Here is a 15,896-nt window from a genome sequence, read left to right as displayed (position 1 = left end):
CGTCGCGCCGCCGGTGACGGCACGGTCACCGGCGGCGCGGCGTGATCAGTCCCGACTCGTACGCCCACACGACCAACTGGGCGCGGTCCCGGCAGTGCAGCTTCGTCATGGCCCGGTTGACGTGCGTCTTGGCGGTCAACGGGCTGATCACCATGCGCTGGGCGATCTCGTCGTTGGTCAGCCCCCGCGCCACCAGCTCGACGATCTCCTGCTCCCGGGCGGTCAGCACGTCCCGACCGGCCGTCGGCACGGCCGGCGGTGGCCCGGCCACGAACTCGCTGATCAGCGTGCGGGTCACGGCCGGCGCGAGCAGCGCGTCGCCACCGGCCACGACGGCGACGGCCTGCAACAGGTCGGCGGGGTCGGCGTCCTTGAGGAGGAAACCGCTCGCGCCCGCGCGCAGGGCGGCGAAGACGTACGAGTCGAGCCCGTAGTTGGTGAGGATGAGGACGCGGGTGGCGGCGAGGTCGGGATCGGCGGCGATGCGCCGGGTCGCCTCGATCCCGTCGAGGCCGGGCATCTGCACGTCCATCAACACGACGTCCGGGCGGAGACGTCGGGCGAGCTGCACGGCCGACGCGCCGTCGGTGGCCTCGCCCACGACCTCCAGGTCGTCCTCGGCGGCCAGCAGGGCCCGGAAGCCGGCCCGCATCAGCGCCTGGTCGTCGGCGAGCAGGACCCGGATCATCGGTGCGACCGTCGGTTCATGCCGGCTCGTCCAGCGGGAACGTGGCCCGCACCGTGAACCCGTGGTCGTCGTTCGCGGTGGCCAGCAAGGTGCCGCCCAGTCCGGTGACCCGCTCACGCATACCGCGCAGTCCCACCCCCGGCGTCGGGGGACGGGCCGGCGACGCCCGCCCGTCGTCGCTCACCGCGACGGTCAGCCCGGCCGGCGCGTACTCGACGTGCACGCGTGCGGTCGCGGCACCGGCGTGGCGGGCCACGTTGGTCAGGGCCTCCTGGACGACCCGGTAACCGGCCTGGTCGACCTCGTCCGGCAGACGCCGTGGCCGACCGGTGACGGTCACCTGGACCGGCACGCCGACCGCACGGGTCCGTTCGGCGAGTTCGTCGACGCGGGCCAACCCGACGCCGTCGTCGTCGGGCGCGCGCAGGACGTCGAGGGTGGTGCGGAGTTCGCGCATCGCGGCGGCGCTGGCCTCCTGGATCGCCAGTAGCGTGGCCGAGGGCTCGTCGCCCTGCTTGCGGGCCAGGTGTACGGCGATCCCGGCCTGCACCTTGATCACCGAGATGCTGTGCGTCAGGGAGTCGTGCAGGTCGCGGGCGATGCGTAGCCGCTCCTCGCCGGCCCGCCGCAACGCCATCTCCTCGCGGGTGCGTTCGGCCTCGACGGCCCGCTGCTCGACCTGCTCCAGGTAGGCGCGGCGTTGCCGGCCGATCAGCCCGGCGACGTTCGCCGCCACGAACCATCCCAGCAGCAGAGCCGTCCGCTCGGCGATCAACTGGTTGGGACGGTCGACCGGGGCCACCGAGACGTCGCGGGCCAGAAAGCCACCGAGGAAGGCGACGCTGGCCACGACGGCGGCGATCCGGCGCCCCCGCCAGGCGGTCACGTAGACCACGCCGAGGACGGGGAAGGCGGCCGACACCCCCGAGTGCACCCGGATGTGCAGGGCCAGCATGGCGACGGTCACCACGCCCAGCGCGAGCACCGGATGCCGCCGGCACACCCCGAGCGCCGCGGCCATGACGAGGACCAGAGCGACGTCGAGCGCCCCGACCGTCGCGGCGTCCGGTGCGAGCGCGGCGTTGCCGAGCAGGAGACCGCCGAGGGCGAGGCCGCTGAGGACGTACGGCAGGTCGCGGCGCATGGTCGCACTGTAGAACGGCCGTCGTTGGTGGAGCATCCCGCGCGCGCGGTAGATCAGGCGTACCACGGTCGTGGTATCCCGGCGGCGCGAAGTGTCTGCGCCGGCACGACGTCTTCCGCCGCCGTCGCCACGAGCATCGACCGCATGACATACCGCTTCTTCACCCCCGTACCCACGAGGGCGGCCACCGGCCGCACCGCGGAGGTCTACCAGCAGCTACGCGAGGACTTCCTCGGACCGCTGCCCACCTTCCAGGCGCTCTCGGCCGTGCCCGAGGTGCTGGCCGCGACCTGGTCGCTGATGCGCGAGGCCCTGCTCGCCGGCGACACGTCCCGGGTCGACCGCGAACTCGTCGCGGCGGTGGTGTCCCGGGCCAACGGCTGTCAGTTCTGCCTCGACGCCCACGTGCTGCTGCTGCACGCCCTGGGCGAGCACGGGTTGGCCGAGGTCGTCGCCCGGGGCGGGACACCCGCCGACCCGAGGCACGCCGAACTCGACCGCTGGGCCCGGGCCAGTCGCAGCCCCCGCACCGGCGACTGGACCAGCCCGTACGGCCCCGAGCTCACCGGCACCCTGCTCGCGTTCCACTTCGTCAACCGGGTGGTCTCGGCGCTGCTCGACCCCGACCTGCTCCCCGGCGGCCTGCAACGCGCCCCGCTGGTGCGGTCGGTCGGTGGCCGGCTGTACGCCAGATCCGCCCGGGAACCGAAGGAGCCCGGACGCAGCCTCGGGCTCCTGCCCACCGGGACGACCCCGCCGCCGGCCTGGGCGGGGGACAGTCCGGTCGGGGTCGCGTACGCGTCGTTGCGGGACGCCGCCAACCGGGGCGGCGAGCTGCTGGGTGACGTCGCCCGCCAGACCGTGACGGCCACCGTGCGCTGGGAGGACGGGCGGTTCCCGACCCGGCCCGCGGACTGGGCCGTCGACCTGGTCCGGGACGTGCCCGGCCGGGACCGGGTCGGAACCCGGATCGCGTTGCTGACGGCGTTCACGCCCAGCGCGGTCAGCCCGGGCGACGTCGCCCTGTGGAGGCTGTCGCACCCCGCCGACGCCGACCTCGTCCGGATCGTCGCGTACGGCGCGATCACCGCCACCGACCACGTCGCCCAGGCGTTGACCTCGGCGCAACTCTAGGAGCCCAGCATGCGCAAGGCATTCGTCATCAGTAGCGGGGTGCTGCTCACCGCGTTCGCCCTCCAGTTCGTCTTCGCCGCCGTCGGTGGGTTCACCAAGCCCGCCGGGGACGGCGCGTACGCCCTGCACAGCGTCAACGGCATGGCGGTCATCCCCGTCCTCACCCTGCTCACCGTCCTGTTCGCGGCGCTGGCCAGGGCGCCCGGTCGGCTGGTCGGGCTGGCGGTTCTGCCGCTGGGCCTGGTCGTCCTACAGGCGTTGCTCGCCATGCTCGCCAACGCCGGCACCGACGCCGTCGGCGTCAGCACGCCGTTCGGCCTGGTCATCGGCGGGCTGCACGCGGTCAACGGCATCGTCGCGGTGCACGTCGTGGTCGGCGTCATGCGGGGCGCGCGCCGGCTGGCCGCCGGGACGCCGACGGGCGACGCGCCTGTCGTCGTACCCCAGGGGAGCCGGCATGACGACCGCCTCGCTGCTCGCGGCGGACCTCCTGCTCGCGGTCCTGGCCGCCGCCGGCTGGCTGGGTGGCGGGGCCGCGGCGGCCGCCCGTCGTCGGCCGTTGGCGCTCGCGCTGGCCACCGTCGCGCTGCTCGCCACGCTCGCCCGCGCGACGACCGTGCTCGCGCTCGCGCGCGTCGGCTGGTGGTTCGCCGCGGAGAAGGTCGTCGTCGCCGCGCCGCTGTCGCTCGCGGCGGTCGCCGTCGCCGGGCCGCGGCTGCTGCGGGCCGCGGGCGACATCCGGTCCGTCGCGCTGCCGCTCCTCTTCGCGGGGTACGCCCTGAGCGCCGCCCTGCTCGTCACGGTCCTGCACGGCTACCCGGTGTCGGCGTCGGTGGGGCTGCTCGCGGTCGCCGGGGTCGTCGCGGCGACGGCCCTCTCGTGGCGTCTGCTCGACGCGCGCCCGTCCCGGGCGGCGGTCGCGGTGGCGGTGGCGGCGCTGCTGGCCGGCACCGGATTGGCCGTCACCCCGGGCCCGGCGCCCGCCGCACCGCACGAGCATGGATACCCGAAGGCCCGGATCTCCGACGAACCCACCCGGCGGTTCACCCTGACGGCCGGTACCGCCACGGTGCGCGTCGGCGGCCACGACGTCGCGGCGTGGGCGTTCGACGGGCAGGTACCCGGGCCGGAGTTGACCGCCACCGTCGGCGACGTCGTGCAGGTGACGCTGCGCAACCGGGACATCGGGCGGGGCGTCACCCTGCACTGGCACGGGTACGACGTGCCGAACAGTCAGGACGGAGTGCCCGGGGTGACGCAGTCGGCGGTGCTGCCGGGCCAGGAGTTCGTCTACCGGTTCCGGGCCGACCAGGCCGGCACGTACTGGTACCACACCCACTCGGTGTCCGACGTCGGTGTGCGGATGGGCCTCTACGGCGTCCTCGTGGTGCGTCCCGGGCCGACGAGCGGCCTCGACGTGACGGTGCCGGTGCACACCCTCGGGGGTCGTCCGCTGCCGGACGCGCGAATGGAGCAGGTCGAGGCCGGCGTTCCGGTCCGGCTGCGTCTGATCAACACGGACAGCACCACGCACCGTTACGCGCTGGCCGGCACCGACTTCCGGGTCGCCGCGATCGACGGCTACGAGCTGGGCGGGCCGACGCCGCTGCGGGACACCGCCGTGCTGATCCCGGCCGGAGGTCGCTACGACCTGGTGTTCAGTGCCCCGGCCACACCGGTGGCGCTGTACGTCGACGGACGTCGGGTCTACTCGACCGGCGCGCAGTCGACGGCGACCGACGGGTGGCCCGTACTGGACCCGCTCACCTACGGCCGGCCGGCCCCGACGCCCTGGTCCCGGTTCGACCGGACGTTCACGCTCGTCCTCGATCGCGGTCTCGACCTGCGTGGACTGCTTCCGCGCTACGCCCACACCGTCAACGGCGCGGCCGATCCGGACATCCCGCCACAGGTCGTCCGCTCCGGCGACGTCGTCCGGTTCACGATCGTCAACCGGTCGCAGACCGTGCACCCGTGGCATCTGCACGGCCATCACGTGCTCGTGCTGTCCCGCGACCGGAGACCGGCCACCGGAAGCCCACTCTGGTTGGACTCGTTCGACGTCCGGCCCGGTGAGGTGTGGGAGGTGGCGTTCCGGGCCGACAACCCGGGAATGTGGGCCAACCACTGCCACAACCTGGGGCACGCCGACGCCGGGATGATGCTGCACCTCGTGTACTCGTGAGCACCGGGCGGCGCCCGGCCCCCGTCGCGTGGCGACGGGGGCCGGTACGTGGTGCGGTGGTGCGGGTCAGCTCGTGCGACAGCTGATCGTCGGCCAGGTCCAGTTGCCGTTGGCCATGATCGTGATTCCGAAGTTGTTGCCGTTGCCGTTCGGTCGGGCGGTCACCGTCCCGCTGGTGCCGCTGACGGACGCGTTCCAACTGTTCTGGATGGACTGACCGCCGTTGAGGTTGAGGCTGACGATCCAGTTGTTGGTGCCGCTGACCGCGACGTTCAGGTTGAACCGGTCACCCCACTGCTGGCCGGCCGACAGCGTCGCGCTGCAGTTGCCGCCACCCGGGTTGCCGGTGGTGGGCCCGGAGGTCGGCCCCGAGGTCGGGTTGCCGCCGCTGCCCTCGGACACGGTGACGTCGGAGCTGCCGGCGCTCTGGTAGCCCTCGGTCGCCATGATCTGGTACGCGTGGTTGGTGCCGAGGTTCAGGCCGGCGCGGGCCCAGGCGTCGAAGTGGTTGGCGGTGGTGATGGTGCCACTCGAGCGCTTGTTCTGACGGACGCTCCAGTACTGGTAGAACGTCTGGTTGCCGTCGATCGACGGGGCGTTGACCCGCTGGCTGCGCAGGATGTCGTAGGTGCCGCCGTCGGTGGTGACCGTGCCCAGCCGCTGGGCGCCGTTGCTCGGGTTGTAGCTGCCGAAGTTCTCCACCACGTAGTACTCGATGAGCGGGTTGCGCGTCCAGCCGTACAGGGCGAGGTACGTGTTGTTGTTCCCCGGGTTGTAGTTGGCCGAGTAGCTGACCGTCCGCCGCGAGCCGGTGGCCCAGCCCTTGCCGCCGACCCAGTTGTTGGTGCTCCGGTCCCAACTGCTGGAGTACCGGCCGTTCTCGCGCAGCGTCATGCTGGCGTTGCCGCCGTCCTTCCAGAAGGAGAAGTAGTAGCCGTTGTGCGTGCCGGTCAGGCTCGAGGTGAGCGTCCGGTCGGCCTCGGCGTACGCGCTGGTGGCCGTGACCGCGACCGTGCCTGTGACGGCCAGGACGACCGCACAGGCGGCGCCGAGGAGCAGCCGTATCCGGCCGCGCCGCGGTGCTGCGGTGGGAGTGTGGTCGGTGTCGATCATGTAGGTGTTTCCTCCTCGTCACGGCTGGCGCGTAGCCAGCGGTGCGGTGCGACCCGGCGGACTGTCGGCCACGGAGTCGTACCGCGTGGTGGTGGTAGACCGGTTGTCCCGCACGACGACCGGAGGCGGCAGTCGCGGCGCGGGTGGTGACGGCAATTGAGTGTCGTCGATGGGGACGGTATTGAGCCGGTCGTCCACTTGTCAACATTTTCCGGAAGCGGCACGGCGGTCACGGCCCCGCCGTCCTGCTCGGGTATGGCGACATCTGACGAGGTCAGTACTCGATCAGGGGTAGCGGGAGCGAGGGGGTGGCGGGGTCGCTCCCCGAACATCATCAGACGAATATCGCTCGGAACTTCCGGAGACTTTCCGGAGCGTAGGCGGGGCGGCATCGGGCCCGTGGCGGCGTCCGCGCACATCCTGCCGGGTGAACCGGGGGTGAAAGGTGCGCCACACCGACGCGCCGGTGGCCGAAAACTTGATCCGTTCCAAAAAAGTGAGCTAGTGTGCAGCGCGTGATGTCCGACCTCGAAGCGCAGCTGAGAGGGGTCTCGTTGCGAGTGACGCGACCCCGGCTGGCCGTGCTCGCGGTGCTGCGGGATCACCCCCACGTCGACACCGACACGGTGATCGCGCTGGTCCGGGCGGACCACCCCACCATCTCCCACCAGGCGGTGTACGACGTGCTGCGCGCGCTCACCGACGCGGGTCTGGTGCGGCGCATCCAGCCGGCCCGCGCGACCGCCCGCTACGAGTCGCGGGTGGGGGACAACCATCACCACGTCGTGTGCCGCTCCTGCGGCGCCATCGCCGACGTCGAGTGCGCCGTCGGCCACGCACCCTGTCTCACCGCCCCGAACGACCACGGCTTCGTGGTCGACGAGGCGGAGGTCGTCTACTGGGGCACCTGCCCCGGTTGCGCGGCCGACCGCATCTCCCAGCGATCCGCCAGTTCGGAAGGAAGTACATGAGCGACACCCAGGACAACGTCCCCACCAGCGCGCAGGGCGTGGACCAGAAGGCTGCGGCCGGTTGCCCGGTCGCGCACGACTCGGTGACCGCCCAGGGCAGCGAGAGCGAGAACCCGGCGATCGACTCGCCGACCCCGAAGACCGGTGGTCGCCCGCGCACCAACCGGGACTGGTGGCCCAACCAGCTCGACCTCTCGGTGCTGCACGCCCACTCGTCCAAGGGCAACCCGCTCGGGCCGGACTTCAGCTACGCCAAGGAGTTCGCCAAGCTCGACGTCGAGGCCCTCAAGCGGGACATCACCGAGGTCCTCACCACCTCGCAGGACTGGTGGCCGGCCGACTTCGGTCACTACGGCGGTCTGATGATCCGGATGAGCTGGCACGCCGCGGGCACCTACCGCATCGAGGACGGCCGTGGCGGCGCCGGTGACGGTGGTCAGCGGTTCGCCCCGCTCAACAGCTGGCCGGACAACGCCAACCTGGACAAGGCCCGCCGCCTGCTGTGGCCGGTCAAGCAGAAGTACGGCCAGCAGATCTCCTGGGCCGACCTGCTGGTGCTCGCCGGTAACGTGGCCCTGGAGTCGATGGGGTTCAAGACCTTCGGCTTCGGCTTCGGTCGCGAGGACGTGTGGGAGCCCGAGGAGATCTTCTGGGGTCCGGAGGACACCTGGCTGGGCGACGAGCGGTACGCCTCCGAGAAGGAGATGGCGGCCGGCGTCGGTTCGACCGAGATGGGCCTCATCTACGTCAACCCGGAGGGCCCCCGCGGCAACGCGGACCCGGCCGCGGCGGCGCACTTCATCCGGGAGACCTTCGGCCGGATGGCGATGAACGACGAGGAGACCGTCGCCCTCATCGCCGGTGGCCACACCTTCGGCAAGACCCACGGCGCCGGTGTCGCGGACAACCACGTGGGCCCGGAGCCCGAGGGCGCCCCGATCGAGGCCCAGGGCCTCGGCTGGCTGAGCACCCACGGCAGCGGCAAGGGCGGTGACACGATCACCAGCGGTCTCGAGGTGACCTGGACCGACGTGCCGACGCAGTGGAGCAACCGCTTCTTCGAGATCCTGTTCGGCTACGAGTGGGAGCTGACCACCAGCCCGGGTGGCGCGAAGCAGTGGGTCGCGAAGGACGCCGAGGAGATCATCCCGGACCCGTTCGACCCGTCGAAGAAGTACAAGCCGACGATGCTCACGACCGACCTGTCGCTGCGCGTCGACCCGGCGTACGAGAAGATCTCGCGCCGTTTCCTGGAGAACCCCGACCAGTTCGCGCTGGCCTTCGCCAAGGCCTGGTACAAGCTGCTGCACCGCGACATGGGTCCGATCGAGCGCTTCCTCGGACCGTGGGTCGCCGAGCCGCAGCTGTGGCAGGACCCGGTGCCGGCCGTCGACCACGAGCTGGTGGGCGACGCCGACATCGCCGCCCTCAAGGCGAAGGTCCTCGACTCGGGCCTCACGGTCGAGCAGTTGGTCTCCACCGCCTGGGCCTCCGCCGCGAGCTTCCGCCACACCGACAAGCGCGGTGGCGCCAACGGCGCGCGCATCCGGCTGGAGCCGCAGCGCAACTGGGAGGTCAACCAGCCCGAGCAGCTCGCGACGGTGCTGGGCGCGCTGGAGGGCATCCAGCAGGAGTTCAACGCCGCCGGTGGGGCGAAGATCTCGCTCGCCGACCTGATCGTGCTGGCCGGCTCGGCCGCCGTCGAGAAGGCGGCGCGCGACGGGGGCGTCGAGGTGACCGTGCCGTTCCGGCCGGGCCGCACCGACGCCACCCAGGAGCAGACCGACGTCGACTCCTTCCGGGTCCTCGAGCCGCGCGCGGACGGTTTCCGTAACTACCTGCGCGCCGGCGAGAAGACCCAGCCGGAGGTGCTGCTCATCGACCGTGCCTACATGCTGAACCTGAGCGCGCCGGAGATGACCGTCCTCGTCGGCGGCCTGCGCGCCCTCGGGAACAACGTCGGGGGCGCGTCGCACGGCGTCCTCACCGACCGGCCGGGCGTGCTCACCGGTGACTTCTTCGCCAACCTGCTCTCCCCGGGCACCCGGTGGAAGGCGTCGGAGACCGACGAGCACGTGTACGAGATCCGCGACCTGGCCACGGACGAGGTGAAGTGGACCGCCACCGCGGTCGACCTCATCTTCGGCTCCAACTCCCAGCTGCGCGCTCTCGCCGAGGTCTACGCCAGCGAGGACGCGCGCGAGAAGTTCGTGCGTGACTTCGTGGCCGCCTGGACGAAGGTCATGGAGCTCGACCGGTTCGACATCGCCTGATCCCGCATCACCCGACGAGCCCCGGCCGATTGGCCGGGGCTCGTCCGCGTTCGGCGCGGAGGGCGGTAACCGTCGTACGAGTTTGCGATGCTGTGCCCGTCTATGAGCCCGACAGCACCTCACGTGAAGGAGCACCGCGATGGCGAAGGTCATCTCCACGCTGTTCATCTCGGCCGACGGCGTGGCCGAGATCGACCCGGACTGGCACTTCCCGTACTTCGACGAGAACATGGGCCGCGCGGTCACCGAGGACTACGACACGTCCGACGTGCTGCTGATCGGCCGGGTGACCTACGACAGCTTCGCCGGGGCCTGGCCCGACCGCGAGGCCGCGGGTGGCGAGGACGCCGGGTTCGCCAAGCAGCTCGGTGACGTCCGTAAGGTCGTCGTCTCCCGCCAGCCGTTGGACTTCTCCTGGCGCAACTCGGAGCTCGTCGCCGGCGACCTCGCCGAGGCCGTCGCCGCGCTCAAGGCCGACCCCGGGATCAAGGGCATCCTCATCCCCGGGTCGATCTCGGTCGTCCAGCAGCTCCTCGCCGCCGGGCTGGTCGACGAGCTGCGTCTGCTGGTACACCCGGTGGCGGCCCGCAAGGGTCGTCGGCTCTTCGATGACGGCGACACGCCGTACCACCTGCGGGTCACCGCGACCGAGACGTTCCCGACCGGCGTGCTCCGCGTGATCTACGCGCCGACGGCGGCGCCCGGCGCGGTCGGCTACGACGAGGTCGTCGACCAGGTGCCGTCCGGCAACTGAGTCGGGCCGGCCCCGTCGCCGTGGGCGACGGGGCCGGCTCGAACTGGTCGGAACGGCTCGCTGTCGGTCAGGCGATCGCGCAGGTCGCGCCGTTGAGGGTGAACGCACCTGGCCGGGCGGTGTTGCCGGTGTGCGTGGCCTGGAAGCCGATGGTCACCGATCCGTTCGGCGGGATGCTGGCGTTGTAGGCGGCGTTGCGGGCTGTCACCTGGCCGGACGTGGGCGAGTAGGTCGCGTTCCAGCCCGAGGTGATGCTCTGACCGCCGGGCAGGGTGAAGACGAGCGACCAGCCGTTGACGGCGCTGGTTCCGGTGTTGGTGATGGTGATGTTCTCGGTCAGCCCGTTGTTCCAGGCGTTGATCGCGACGCCCACCCGGCACGCGCCCGAACTCGGCGGCGGCGTCGTCGGGTTCGGCGGCGGGGTCGTCGGGTTGGGCGGCGGCGTCGTGGGGTTGGGCGGCGGCGTGGTCGGGTTCGGCGGCGGCGTCGTGGGGTTCGGCGGCGGGGTCGTCGGGTTCGGCGGGGCGTTCAGGCCGAAGAAAGCGACGGCGGCAGCGGCCATGCCACCGGCCGGCAGGCTGTGCCCCGCACCCTGGATGCTGTACGCCTCGACCTGGACGGTTCCGCTCGCGTCGGCGTACCGGCGGCGGTTCCAGTTGGTCTGCGGCGTGTCGGTGGAGGTGGGTGTCTGGCTGAGCCCGAACACGTTGGTCCACTGCTCGATCGTCTCCTGCAAGAGCGAGAACGGAACGAGCGTGTCGCTGGTGCCGTGCCACAACTGCACCCGTGGACGGGGACCGGTGTAGCCGGGGTACGCCCCGCGCACCGCGTCACCCCACTGCTGCGGGGTCCGGTTCATGTTCCCGCCGGTGCACTGGCTGCTGCCCGGCGGGTAGTCGGCCGCGTTGGCGAAGCAGTTGTAGGGGACACCCATGAACGCCGCGCCGGCCTTGAAGACGTCGGGGTAGAGGGCCAGCATGTGGTTGGTCATCATGCCGCCGGACGAGCTGCCGGTGGCGTACACCCGGTCGGGGTCACCGCCGTACTGCTGCTGCGCGTAGCGGATCATCGAGATGATCGACACGGGGTCGCTGCCGCCGCCACGGCGCTTGGCGGCGTCCGACCAGGTGTCGAAGCAGTTGCCGAAGCCGGCCTGCTGGGTCGCCGTCGGGTAGATCACGATGAACCCGTACCGGTCGGCCTGGGCGGCGAACTCGCTGCCGGAGTAGAACCCGGGACCGGACCCGCCGCAGCCGTGCATGGCCACGACGATCGCCGGCCTGGTCGGGCGGGTGTCCGGCACGTAGACGTGCATGCGCATCCGGCCCGGGTTGTCGCCGAACGTGGTCACCTCGGTGAGCGAGGCGGCGTACGCGGGTTGGAGCGCGGGGGCCACCAGGCCGGCCGCCACCAGTGACGTGACCAGGCCGAGCAGCAGTTTTCTTCGGATTTTCACGGGGATGGCTCCTTCGATCACCTGTGCGGGGTGGGTGTGGGGTCGCGCGCTGTGCGGTCACGGGTGCGCCCGACTCCCGTGGTGATCGCGCCTCGCCCACTACGTGTGCTCGCCCTGTGCCCGGCTGCGTACGGCGTCGCGTAGCAGATAGTGTTCCTCGCGGTCGCTGAAGTGTCAATCGATGCATCTCGATCAGAAGGCGTTGGTGCCGACGCCGCCGCCCGGGCGGTCCGTCTACAGTCGGTGCACCGTCCCTGAGTCGAGCCGGGAGCGCCTGTGGCAAACCCCTTCCCGATCGAGGAGATCTATCCCGACGACGGGGACGAGCCGCCGCGACTGCCCCGGCGGCAGGCCGGCAGCTCCCCGCAGGACCTCGCGGTGACCCTGCTGGCCGACTACACGCTGCGGACCCGTGCGCGGGTCCCGTCCGCGGCCCTCGTCGCGCTGCTCGCCGAGTCCGGCGTGAGCACGGCCGGCGCGCGTGCCGCGATCAGCCGGTTGGCCCGGCGCGGCGTGCTGGAGGGCAGCCGGGAGGGTCGACGCAGCTCCTACCGGCTCAGCCGGGCCGCCGCCGCGAACCTGTCCAGCGGCGGGAGTTGGATCCTGGCCGCGACCACCGAGGTGGTCGAGTGGGACGGCTGTTGGACCATCGTCGCCTTCTCGCTGCCGCAGGACCGTGGCGCGCAGCGGCGGGCCCTGCGCGGCCAACTCCGCTGGCTCGGGTACGCGCCCCTGTACGACGGGCTGTGGATCTCGCCGTACGAGCTGAGCGCACCGGGCAGAGCCCAGATCGCCCGGTTCACCCGGGGCGCCGTCACGGTGTTCCGGGGACGGCAGGCCGACCTCGACGCCATCGCCCAGCGCTCACCGATCGACGCCTGGGACATCGAGGCGATCGGGCGGCACTACGAGGAGTTCCTTCGGCGGTGGACGCCCCTGGCGCCGCAGGCGCGGTCGGAGCGCGTCGACGGCGCGGCAGCCGTGCGCACGCGCACCGAGGTCATGGACACCTTCCGCCGCTTTCCGACCCTCGACCCGCGGCTGCCCCTGGACCTCCTGCCGGCCGGATGGCTCCGGCGGCCGGCGCGGGAACTCTTCGAGGCCATCTACGACGGCCTCGCCGCGCCCGCCGAGCGGCACGTCCGAGCGGTCGTCGCCCGGTTCGCCGAGGAGGCGCAGTCCGGCATCCGGGCGCACACCGCCGCCGACATCCTCGCCGGGGTACGCGACGTCGAGACGGCCGAGGCGGGCGAGGGTTGCGCCTCCTGAGCGCGGCGTCGGCGGGCACCCGCCTCGCCGTCGACGTGTGTACCTTGTGGAGGACGCGCAGCGAGGGGGAGGCCGGATGACGTCGCACGGCGGACACCCGGCAGCGACCGACCGGATCGACACCTCGGTCGCGCACCCGGCGCGCAGGTACAACTACCTGCTGGGCGGCAAGGACAACTTCGCTGCCGACCGGGCGTCCGGTGACGCCCTCGCGGCGGCGATGCCCACCATCCGGCTCGCCGCGATCGAGAATCGGATGTTCCTGCAACGCGCGGTGCGCTTCCTGGCCCAGCGCGGTGTCCGGCAGTTCCTGGACATCGGGACCGGCATCCCGACCGCCGACAACACCCACGAGGTCGCGCAGGCCGTCGACCCGTCGGCCCGTGTCGTCTACGTCGACAACGACCCGATCGTCCTCGCCCACGCCCGCGCGCTGTTGTCCAGCACGCCCGAGGGGCGGACGACGTACCTCGACGCCGACCTGCGCGCGCCGGCCGAGATCCTCGCCCATCCCGACCTACGCGCGACGTTGGACCTGACCCAGCCCGTCGCGTTGATGCTGGTGGCCATCCTGCACTTCGTCCGGGACGACGAGGACCCCAGGGGCATCCTCGATCGGCTCGTCGCCGCGTTGCCGTCCGGCAGCTACGTGGTCGCCTCGCATGTGACCTGGGAACATCTGCCACCTGCGGTCACCGCCGGGTTGGCCGCCAACAACCGCGACGGGCGCTTTCAGGCGCGCAGCACCGAGCAGTTCGCGGCCCTGTTGGACGGGCTGGAACTCGTCGAGCCGGGCATCGTCTCGGTGGCGCGCTGGCACGCCGACGACGCGCCGCGGCCGCGCCCGTCCGTGCAGGACGTGTCGTTCAACGGCGCGGTCGCCCGCGTCCGCTGACGACCGGCGTCACCGTCGCCGACGAATCGACCGCTCAGCGGGTCTTCTTGGTCGGCCTCTTGCGCGGCGGCGTCAGCAGGTCGGCTATCGCCGCGATCGCCGAGGGCACGATGCGGTAGTAGGCCCAGACCCCGCGCTTCTCCCGCTCGATGAGCCCGGCCTCGGTGAGAATCCGCAGGTGATGGCTCACGGTCGGCTGAGAGAGATTGAGCGGCGCGGTGAGGTCGGTGACCGAGGCCTCGCCGTCCGGGGCGGCCTGGATCAGGCTGAGCAGGCGCAGTCGGGCCGGATCGGCGAACGCCTTCAGCACCCCCGCGAGCCGTTCGGCGTCGGCGCGCTTGATCGGCTCACCGGCGAGGGGCGAGATGGCAGGCATGGCGGTATTGGCAGTTCCCACGACAGTCATCGTTCCACCAAATTGACGGTTCGAGTGGCTGAACCGGACAAATCGCCGGACCGATGATGTGCTTCGCGCGACACCGACGCGCTGGCCGACACCGATGCGCTCTCCGGCGCGCTCACCGGAGAGCGCATCGCCCCGCCGGGGCGTCCGCGTCGCGGAGCCGTGCTGCCCGCCGCGCGGGGGTGCGACGGCTCAGGCCGCCGCGAACCGCTCGCGGTGGTCGTGCGCGAACTCGGCGAAGGTTCGTGGCGGTCGGCCGGTCACCCGGGCCACGTGGTCGTTGGCGAAGTCGCCCCACCCGCTGCCGTAGGCGACCCGGTACTCGGCGAGGACCTCCGCCGACCACTCGTCCAGACCGGCCGCGAGGAGCCCGTCCCGCGTCTGCTCGGGGCTCTGCGGGACGTACCGCACCGGGCGGTCGATCGTCCGGCCGATGTCCTGCGCCGCCTGGTCGAGCGTGATGCTCTCCGGGCCGGTGGGCGTGTAGATCATGCCCTCGTGCGGCCGTGGCGCGGCGAGGATCGCGGCTCCGACGGCGGCGATATCCCGCGCGTCCACGAGGCCGACCCGCGCCGCGCCGAAGAGTCCGTAGAGCTGCTCGCCGGCCAGCGACCCGAGCAGGTTCTGCATGAAGTAACTCGGTCGCAGGATCGTCCAGGGGATGCCGGACGCCTGTACCTCGGCGTCGGACAGCGCGTGCAGGCGGCCGTTGCGGGTGGGGGCGTCGTGCGCGGCGCCGATCGCGGAGAGCCGGACGATGTGCCGCACGCCGGCCTGCCGCGCGGCCCAGACCGCGTTCATACTCTGACTGGGCGCGATCGGACCCATCGGAGTGAGCAGCCACAGGGTGCGTACGCCCTCGAACGCCGGCGTCAGCGTCGCGGGGCGGTCCAGGTCGCCGACGACGTACTCGACGCCGTCGAGCGCGGGCGCTCGCGACGGGTCCCGCACGAGCGCCCGTACCTGCTCGCTGCCGGCGAGTTCGCGCAGCACCTCCCGCGAGACCGTGCCGGTCGCTCCGGTGATCAGAATGGTCATGGTCGTCCTCCGGATTCGCGCGGACCCCGACGGGCCCGCTGGTCACCGGTGAGACGTTATAGTCCAAAACTTGTACCGTCCAATGATTGGACCAAAATATGAAGCGCAGCACACGTAAGGAGCAGGATCCCGACCTGGGCATCCTGGCCGTGCAGCTCTCCGGGCGTGTCCAGCGGGAGATCTTCACGCGCGCCGCCGAGGACGGTTTCGACGACGTGCGACCCCGCCACGGCGCCGTCCTGGCCTACCTGGATCCGGAGGGGACGCGCCCCGGCGAGCTGGCGCGACTGGCCGGGCGGAACAAGCAGACGATGGGCGCGATCCTCGACGAGCTGGAGCGGCTCGGCTACGTGCGGCGTGCGCCAGACCCGGCCGACCGCCGGGCGAGACTGATCGTGCCGACCGAGCGGGGACTTCGGCTCATGGAGGCGTCCGACGACTTCGTGGCGGCAATCGAACGGCAGCTCTCCGACGCGCTCGGCCCCGACCGGTACGCGGACTTCCGGACCGCGTTGCGCGGCAGCCTGGCGGCCCTTCCGCACGGTGGCCACGACACCGAGGGCTGAAGCCCTC

At 71.9% G+C, this 15,896-nt stretch carries 15 protein-coding genes and 1 pseudogene; 9 read left to right on the top strand and 7 right to left on the bottom strand.

Going from position 1 to position 15,896, the window contains the following annotated elements:
- Window positions 1–25 precede the first annotated feature (25 nt).
- Together ACQP0N_RS19930 and ACQP0N_RS19925 are read right to left on the bottom strand one after the other, a co-directional pair.
- Entirely contained in the window at window positions 26–688 is a 663-nt protein-coding gene (locus ACQP0N_RS19930; protein ID WP_433112835.1) for a response regulator, read from the bottom strand.
- Window positions 689–704: 16 nt separating this feature from the next.
- Complete coding sequence (locus tag ACQP0N_RS19925; protein ID WP_433112832.1) at window positions 705–1,832, bottom strand: sensor histidine kinase; 1,128 nt, start codon at window positions 1,830–1,832, stop codon at window positions 705–707.
- 144 nt (window positions 1,833–1,976) lie between these two features.
- Here ACQP0N_RS19925 and ACQP0N_RS19920 point away from each other — a divergent pair, with 144 nt between their 5' ends.
- Complete coding sequence (locus ACQP0N_RS19920) at window positions 1,977–2,966, top strand: carboxymuconolactone decarboxylase family protein (RefSeq protein WP_433112829.1); 990 nt, start codon at window positions 1,977–1,979, stop codon at window positions 2,964–2,966.
- 9 nt (window positions 2,967–2,975) lie between these two features.
- Window positions 2,976–3,173, top strand: a pseudogene (locus ACQP0N_RS19915) (DUF6220 domain-containing protein); the annotation flags it as partial.
- Between the two features lie 42 nt (window positions 3,174–3,215).
- Here ACQP0N_RS19915 and ACQP0N_RS19910 read toward each other — a convergent pair.
- A complete protein-coding gene (locus ACQP0N_RS19910) occupies window positions 3,216–3,425 on the bottom strand; it encodes a hypothetical protein (protein ID WP_433112826.1) in 210 nt (69 codons plus the stop codon).
- On the opposite strand from ACQP0N_RS19910, the gene ACQP0N_RS19905 reads away from it, so the two are divergent.
- Window positions 3,424–5,151 (top strand): multicopper oxidase family protein, encoded by a 1,728-nt coding sequence (locus ACQP0N_RS19905; RefSeq protein WP_433112823.1) that lies wholly within the window; start codon window positions 3,424–3,426, stop codon window positions 5,149–5,151. The genes ACQP0N_RS19910 and ACQP0N_RS19905 overlap by 2 nt on opposite strands.
- 66 nt (window positions 5,152–5,217) lie before the next feature.
- Here the strand turns inward: ACQP0N_RS19905 and ACQP0N_RS19900 are convergent, their stop codons facing one another.
- On the bottom strand, window positions 5,218–6,264 hold the full coding sequence (locus ACQP0N_RS19900) for a glycoside hydrolase family 11 protein (RefSeq protein ID WP_433112820.1): 1,047 nt from the start codon (window positions 6,262–6,264) through the stop codon (window positions 5,218–5,220).
- A 518-nt stretch (window positions 6,265–6,782) separates the two neighbouring features.
- Between ACQP0N_RS19900 and ACQP0N_RS19895 the strand changes: the two genes are divergently transcribed.
- From ACQP0N_RS19895 to ACQP0N_RS19885, 3 genes are all read left to right on the top strand, one after another.
- Window positions 6,783–7,235: a Fur family transcriptional regulator gene (locus ACQP0N_RS19895; RefSeq protein ID WP_433112817.1), complete on the top strand. Its 453-nt coding sequence runs from the start codon at window positions 6,783–6,785 to the stop codon at window positions 7,233–7,235.
- Complete coding sequence (gene katG, locus ACQP0N_RS19890; RefSeq protein ID WP_433112814.1) at window positions 7,232–9,508, top strand: catalase/peroxidase HPI; 2,277 nt, start codon at window positions 7,232–7,234, stop codon at window positions 9,506–9,508. The genes ACQP0N_RS19895 and katG overlap by 4 nt, the downstream gene beginning before the upstream one ends.
- Window positions 9,509–9,647: 139 nt before the next feature.
- Complete coding sequence (locus ACQP0N_RS19885) at window positions 9,648–10,262, top strand: dihydrofolate reductase family protein (RefSeq protein ID WP_433112811.1); 615 nt, start codon at window positions 9,648–9,650, stop codon at window positions 10,260–10,262.
- 67 nt (window positions 10,263–10,329) lie between these two features.
- On the opposite strand, the gene ACQP0N_RS19880 is transcribed toward ACQP0N_RS19885, so the two are convergent.
- Entirely contained in the window at window positions 10,330–11,718 is a 1,389-nt protein-coding gene (locus ACQP0N_RS19880; RefSeq protein ID WP_433112808.1) for an extracellular catalytic domain type 1 short-chain-length polyhydroxyalkanoate depolymerase, read from the bottom strand.
- 276 nt (window positions 11,719–11,994) lie between these two features.
- On the opposite strand from ACQP0N_RS19880, the gene ACQP0N_RS19875 reads away from it, so the two are divergent.
- On the top strand, window positions 11,995–12,987 hold the full coding sequence (locus ACQP0N_RS19875) for a PaaX family transcriptional regulator (RefSeq protein ID WP_433112805.1): 993 nt from the start codon (window positions 11,995–11,997) through the stop codon (window positions 12,985–12,987).
- Window positions 12,988–13,063: 76 nt separating this feature from the next.
- Complete coding sequence (locus ACQP0N_RS19870; RefSeq protein ID WP_433112802.1) at window positions 13,064–13,882, top strand: SAM-dependent methyltransferase; 819 nt, start codon at window positions 13,064–13,066, stop codon at window positions 13,880–13,882.
- 34 nt (window positions 13,883–13,916) lie between these two features.
- Here ACQP0N_RS19870 and ACQP0N_RS19865 read toward each other — a convergent pair whose 3' ends face one another.
- On the bottom strand, window positions 13,917–14,288 hold the full coding sequence (locus ACQP0N_RS19865; RefSeq protein ID WP_396803249.1) for an ArsR/SmtB family transcription factor: 372 nt from the start codon (window positions 14,286–14,288) through the stop codon (window positions 13,917–13,919).
- A gap of 189 nt (window positions 14,289–14,477) precedes the next feature.
- Window positions 14,478–15,323 carry an SDR family oxidoreductase gene (locus ACQP0N_RS19860; protein ID WP_433112798.1) on the bottom strand — a complete coding sequence of 282 codons (846 nt, stop codon included), beginning with the start codon at window positions 15,321–15,323 and terminating at the stop codon, window positions 14,478–14,480.
- Window positions 15,324–15,421: 98 nt separating this feature from the next.
- Here ACQP0N_RS19860 and ACQP0N_RS19855 point away from each other — a divergent pair, with 98 nt between their 5' ends.
- Window positions 15,422–15,889 carry a MarR family winged helix-turn-helix transcriptional regulator gene (locus ACQP0N_RS19855; protein WP_433112795.1) on the top strand — a complete coding sequence of 156 codons (468 nt, stop codon included), beginning with the start codon at window positions 15,422–15,424 and terminating at the stop codon, window positions 15,887–15,889.
- The last annotated feature ends 7 nt before the right edge of the window (window positions 15,890–15,896 follow it).

Origin of the sequence: Micromonospora sp. CA-246542 (genome assembly GCF_050942905.1) — a bacterium.
Taxonomy (GTDB): domain Bacteria; phylum Actinomycetota; class Actinomycetes; order Mycobacteriales; family Micromonosporaceae; genus Micromonospora.
This window is presented reverse-complemented; position numbering and strand designations above follow the sequence as displayed.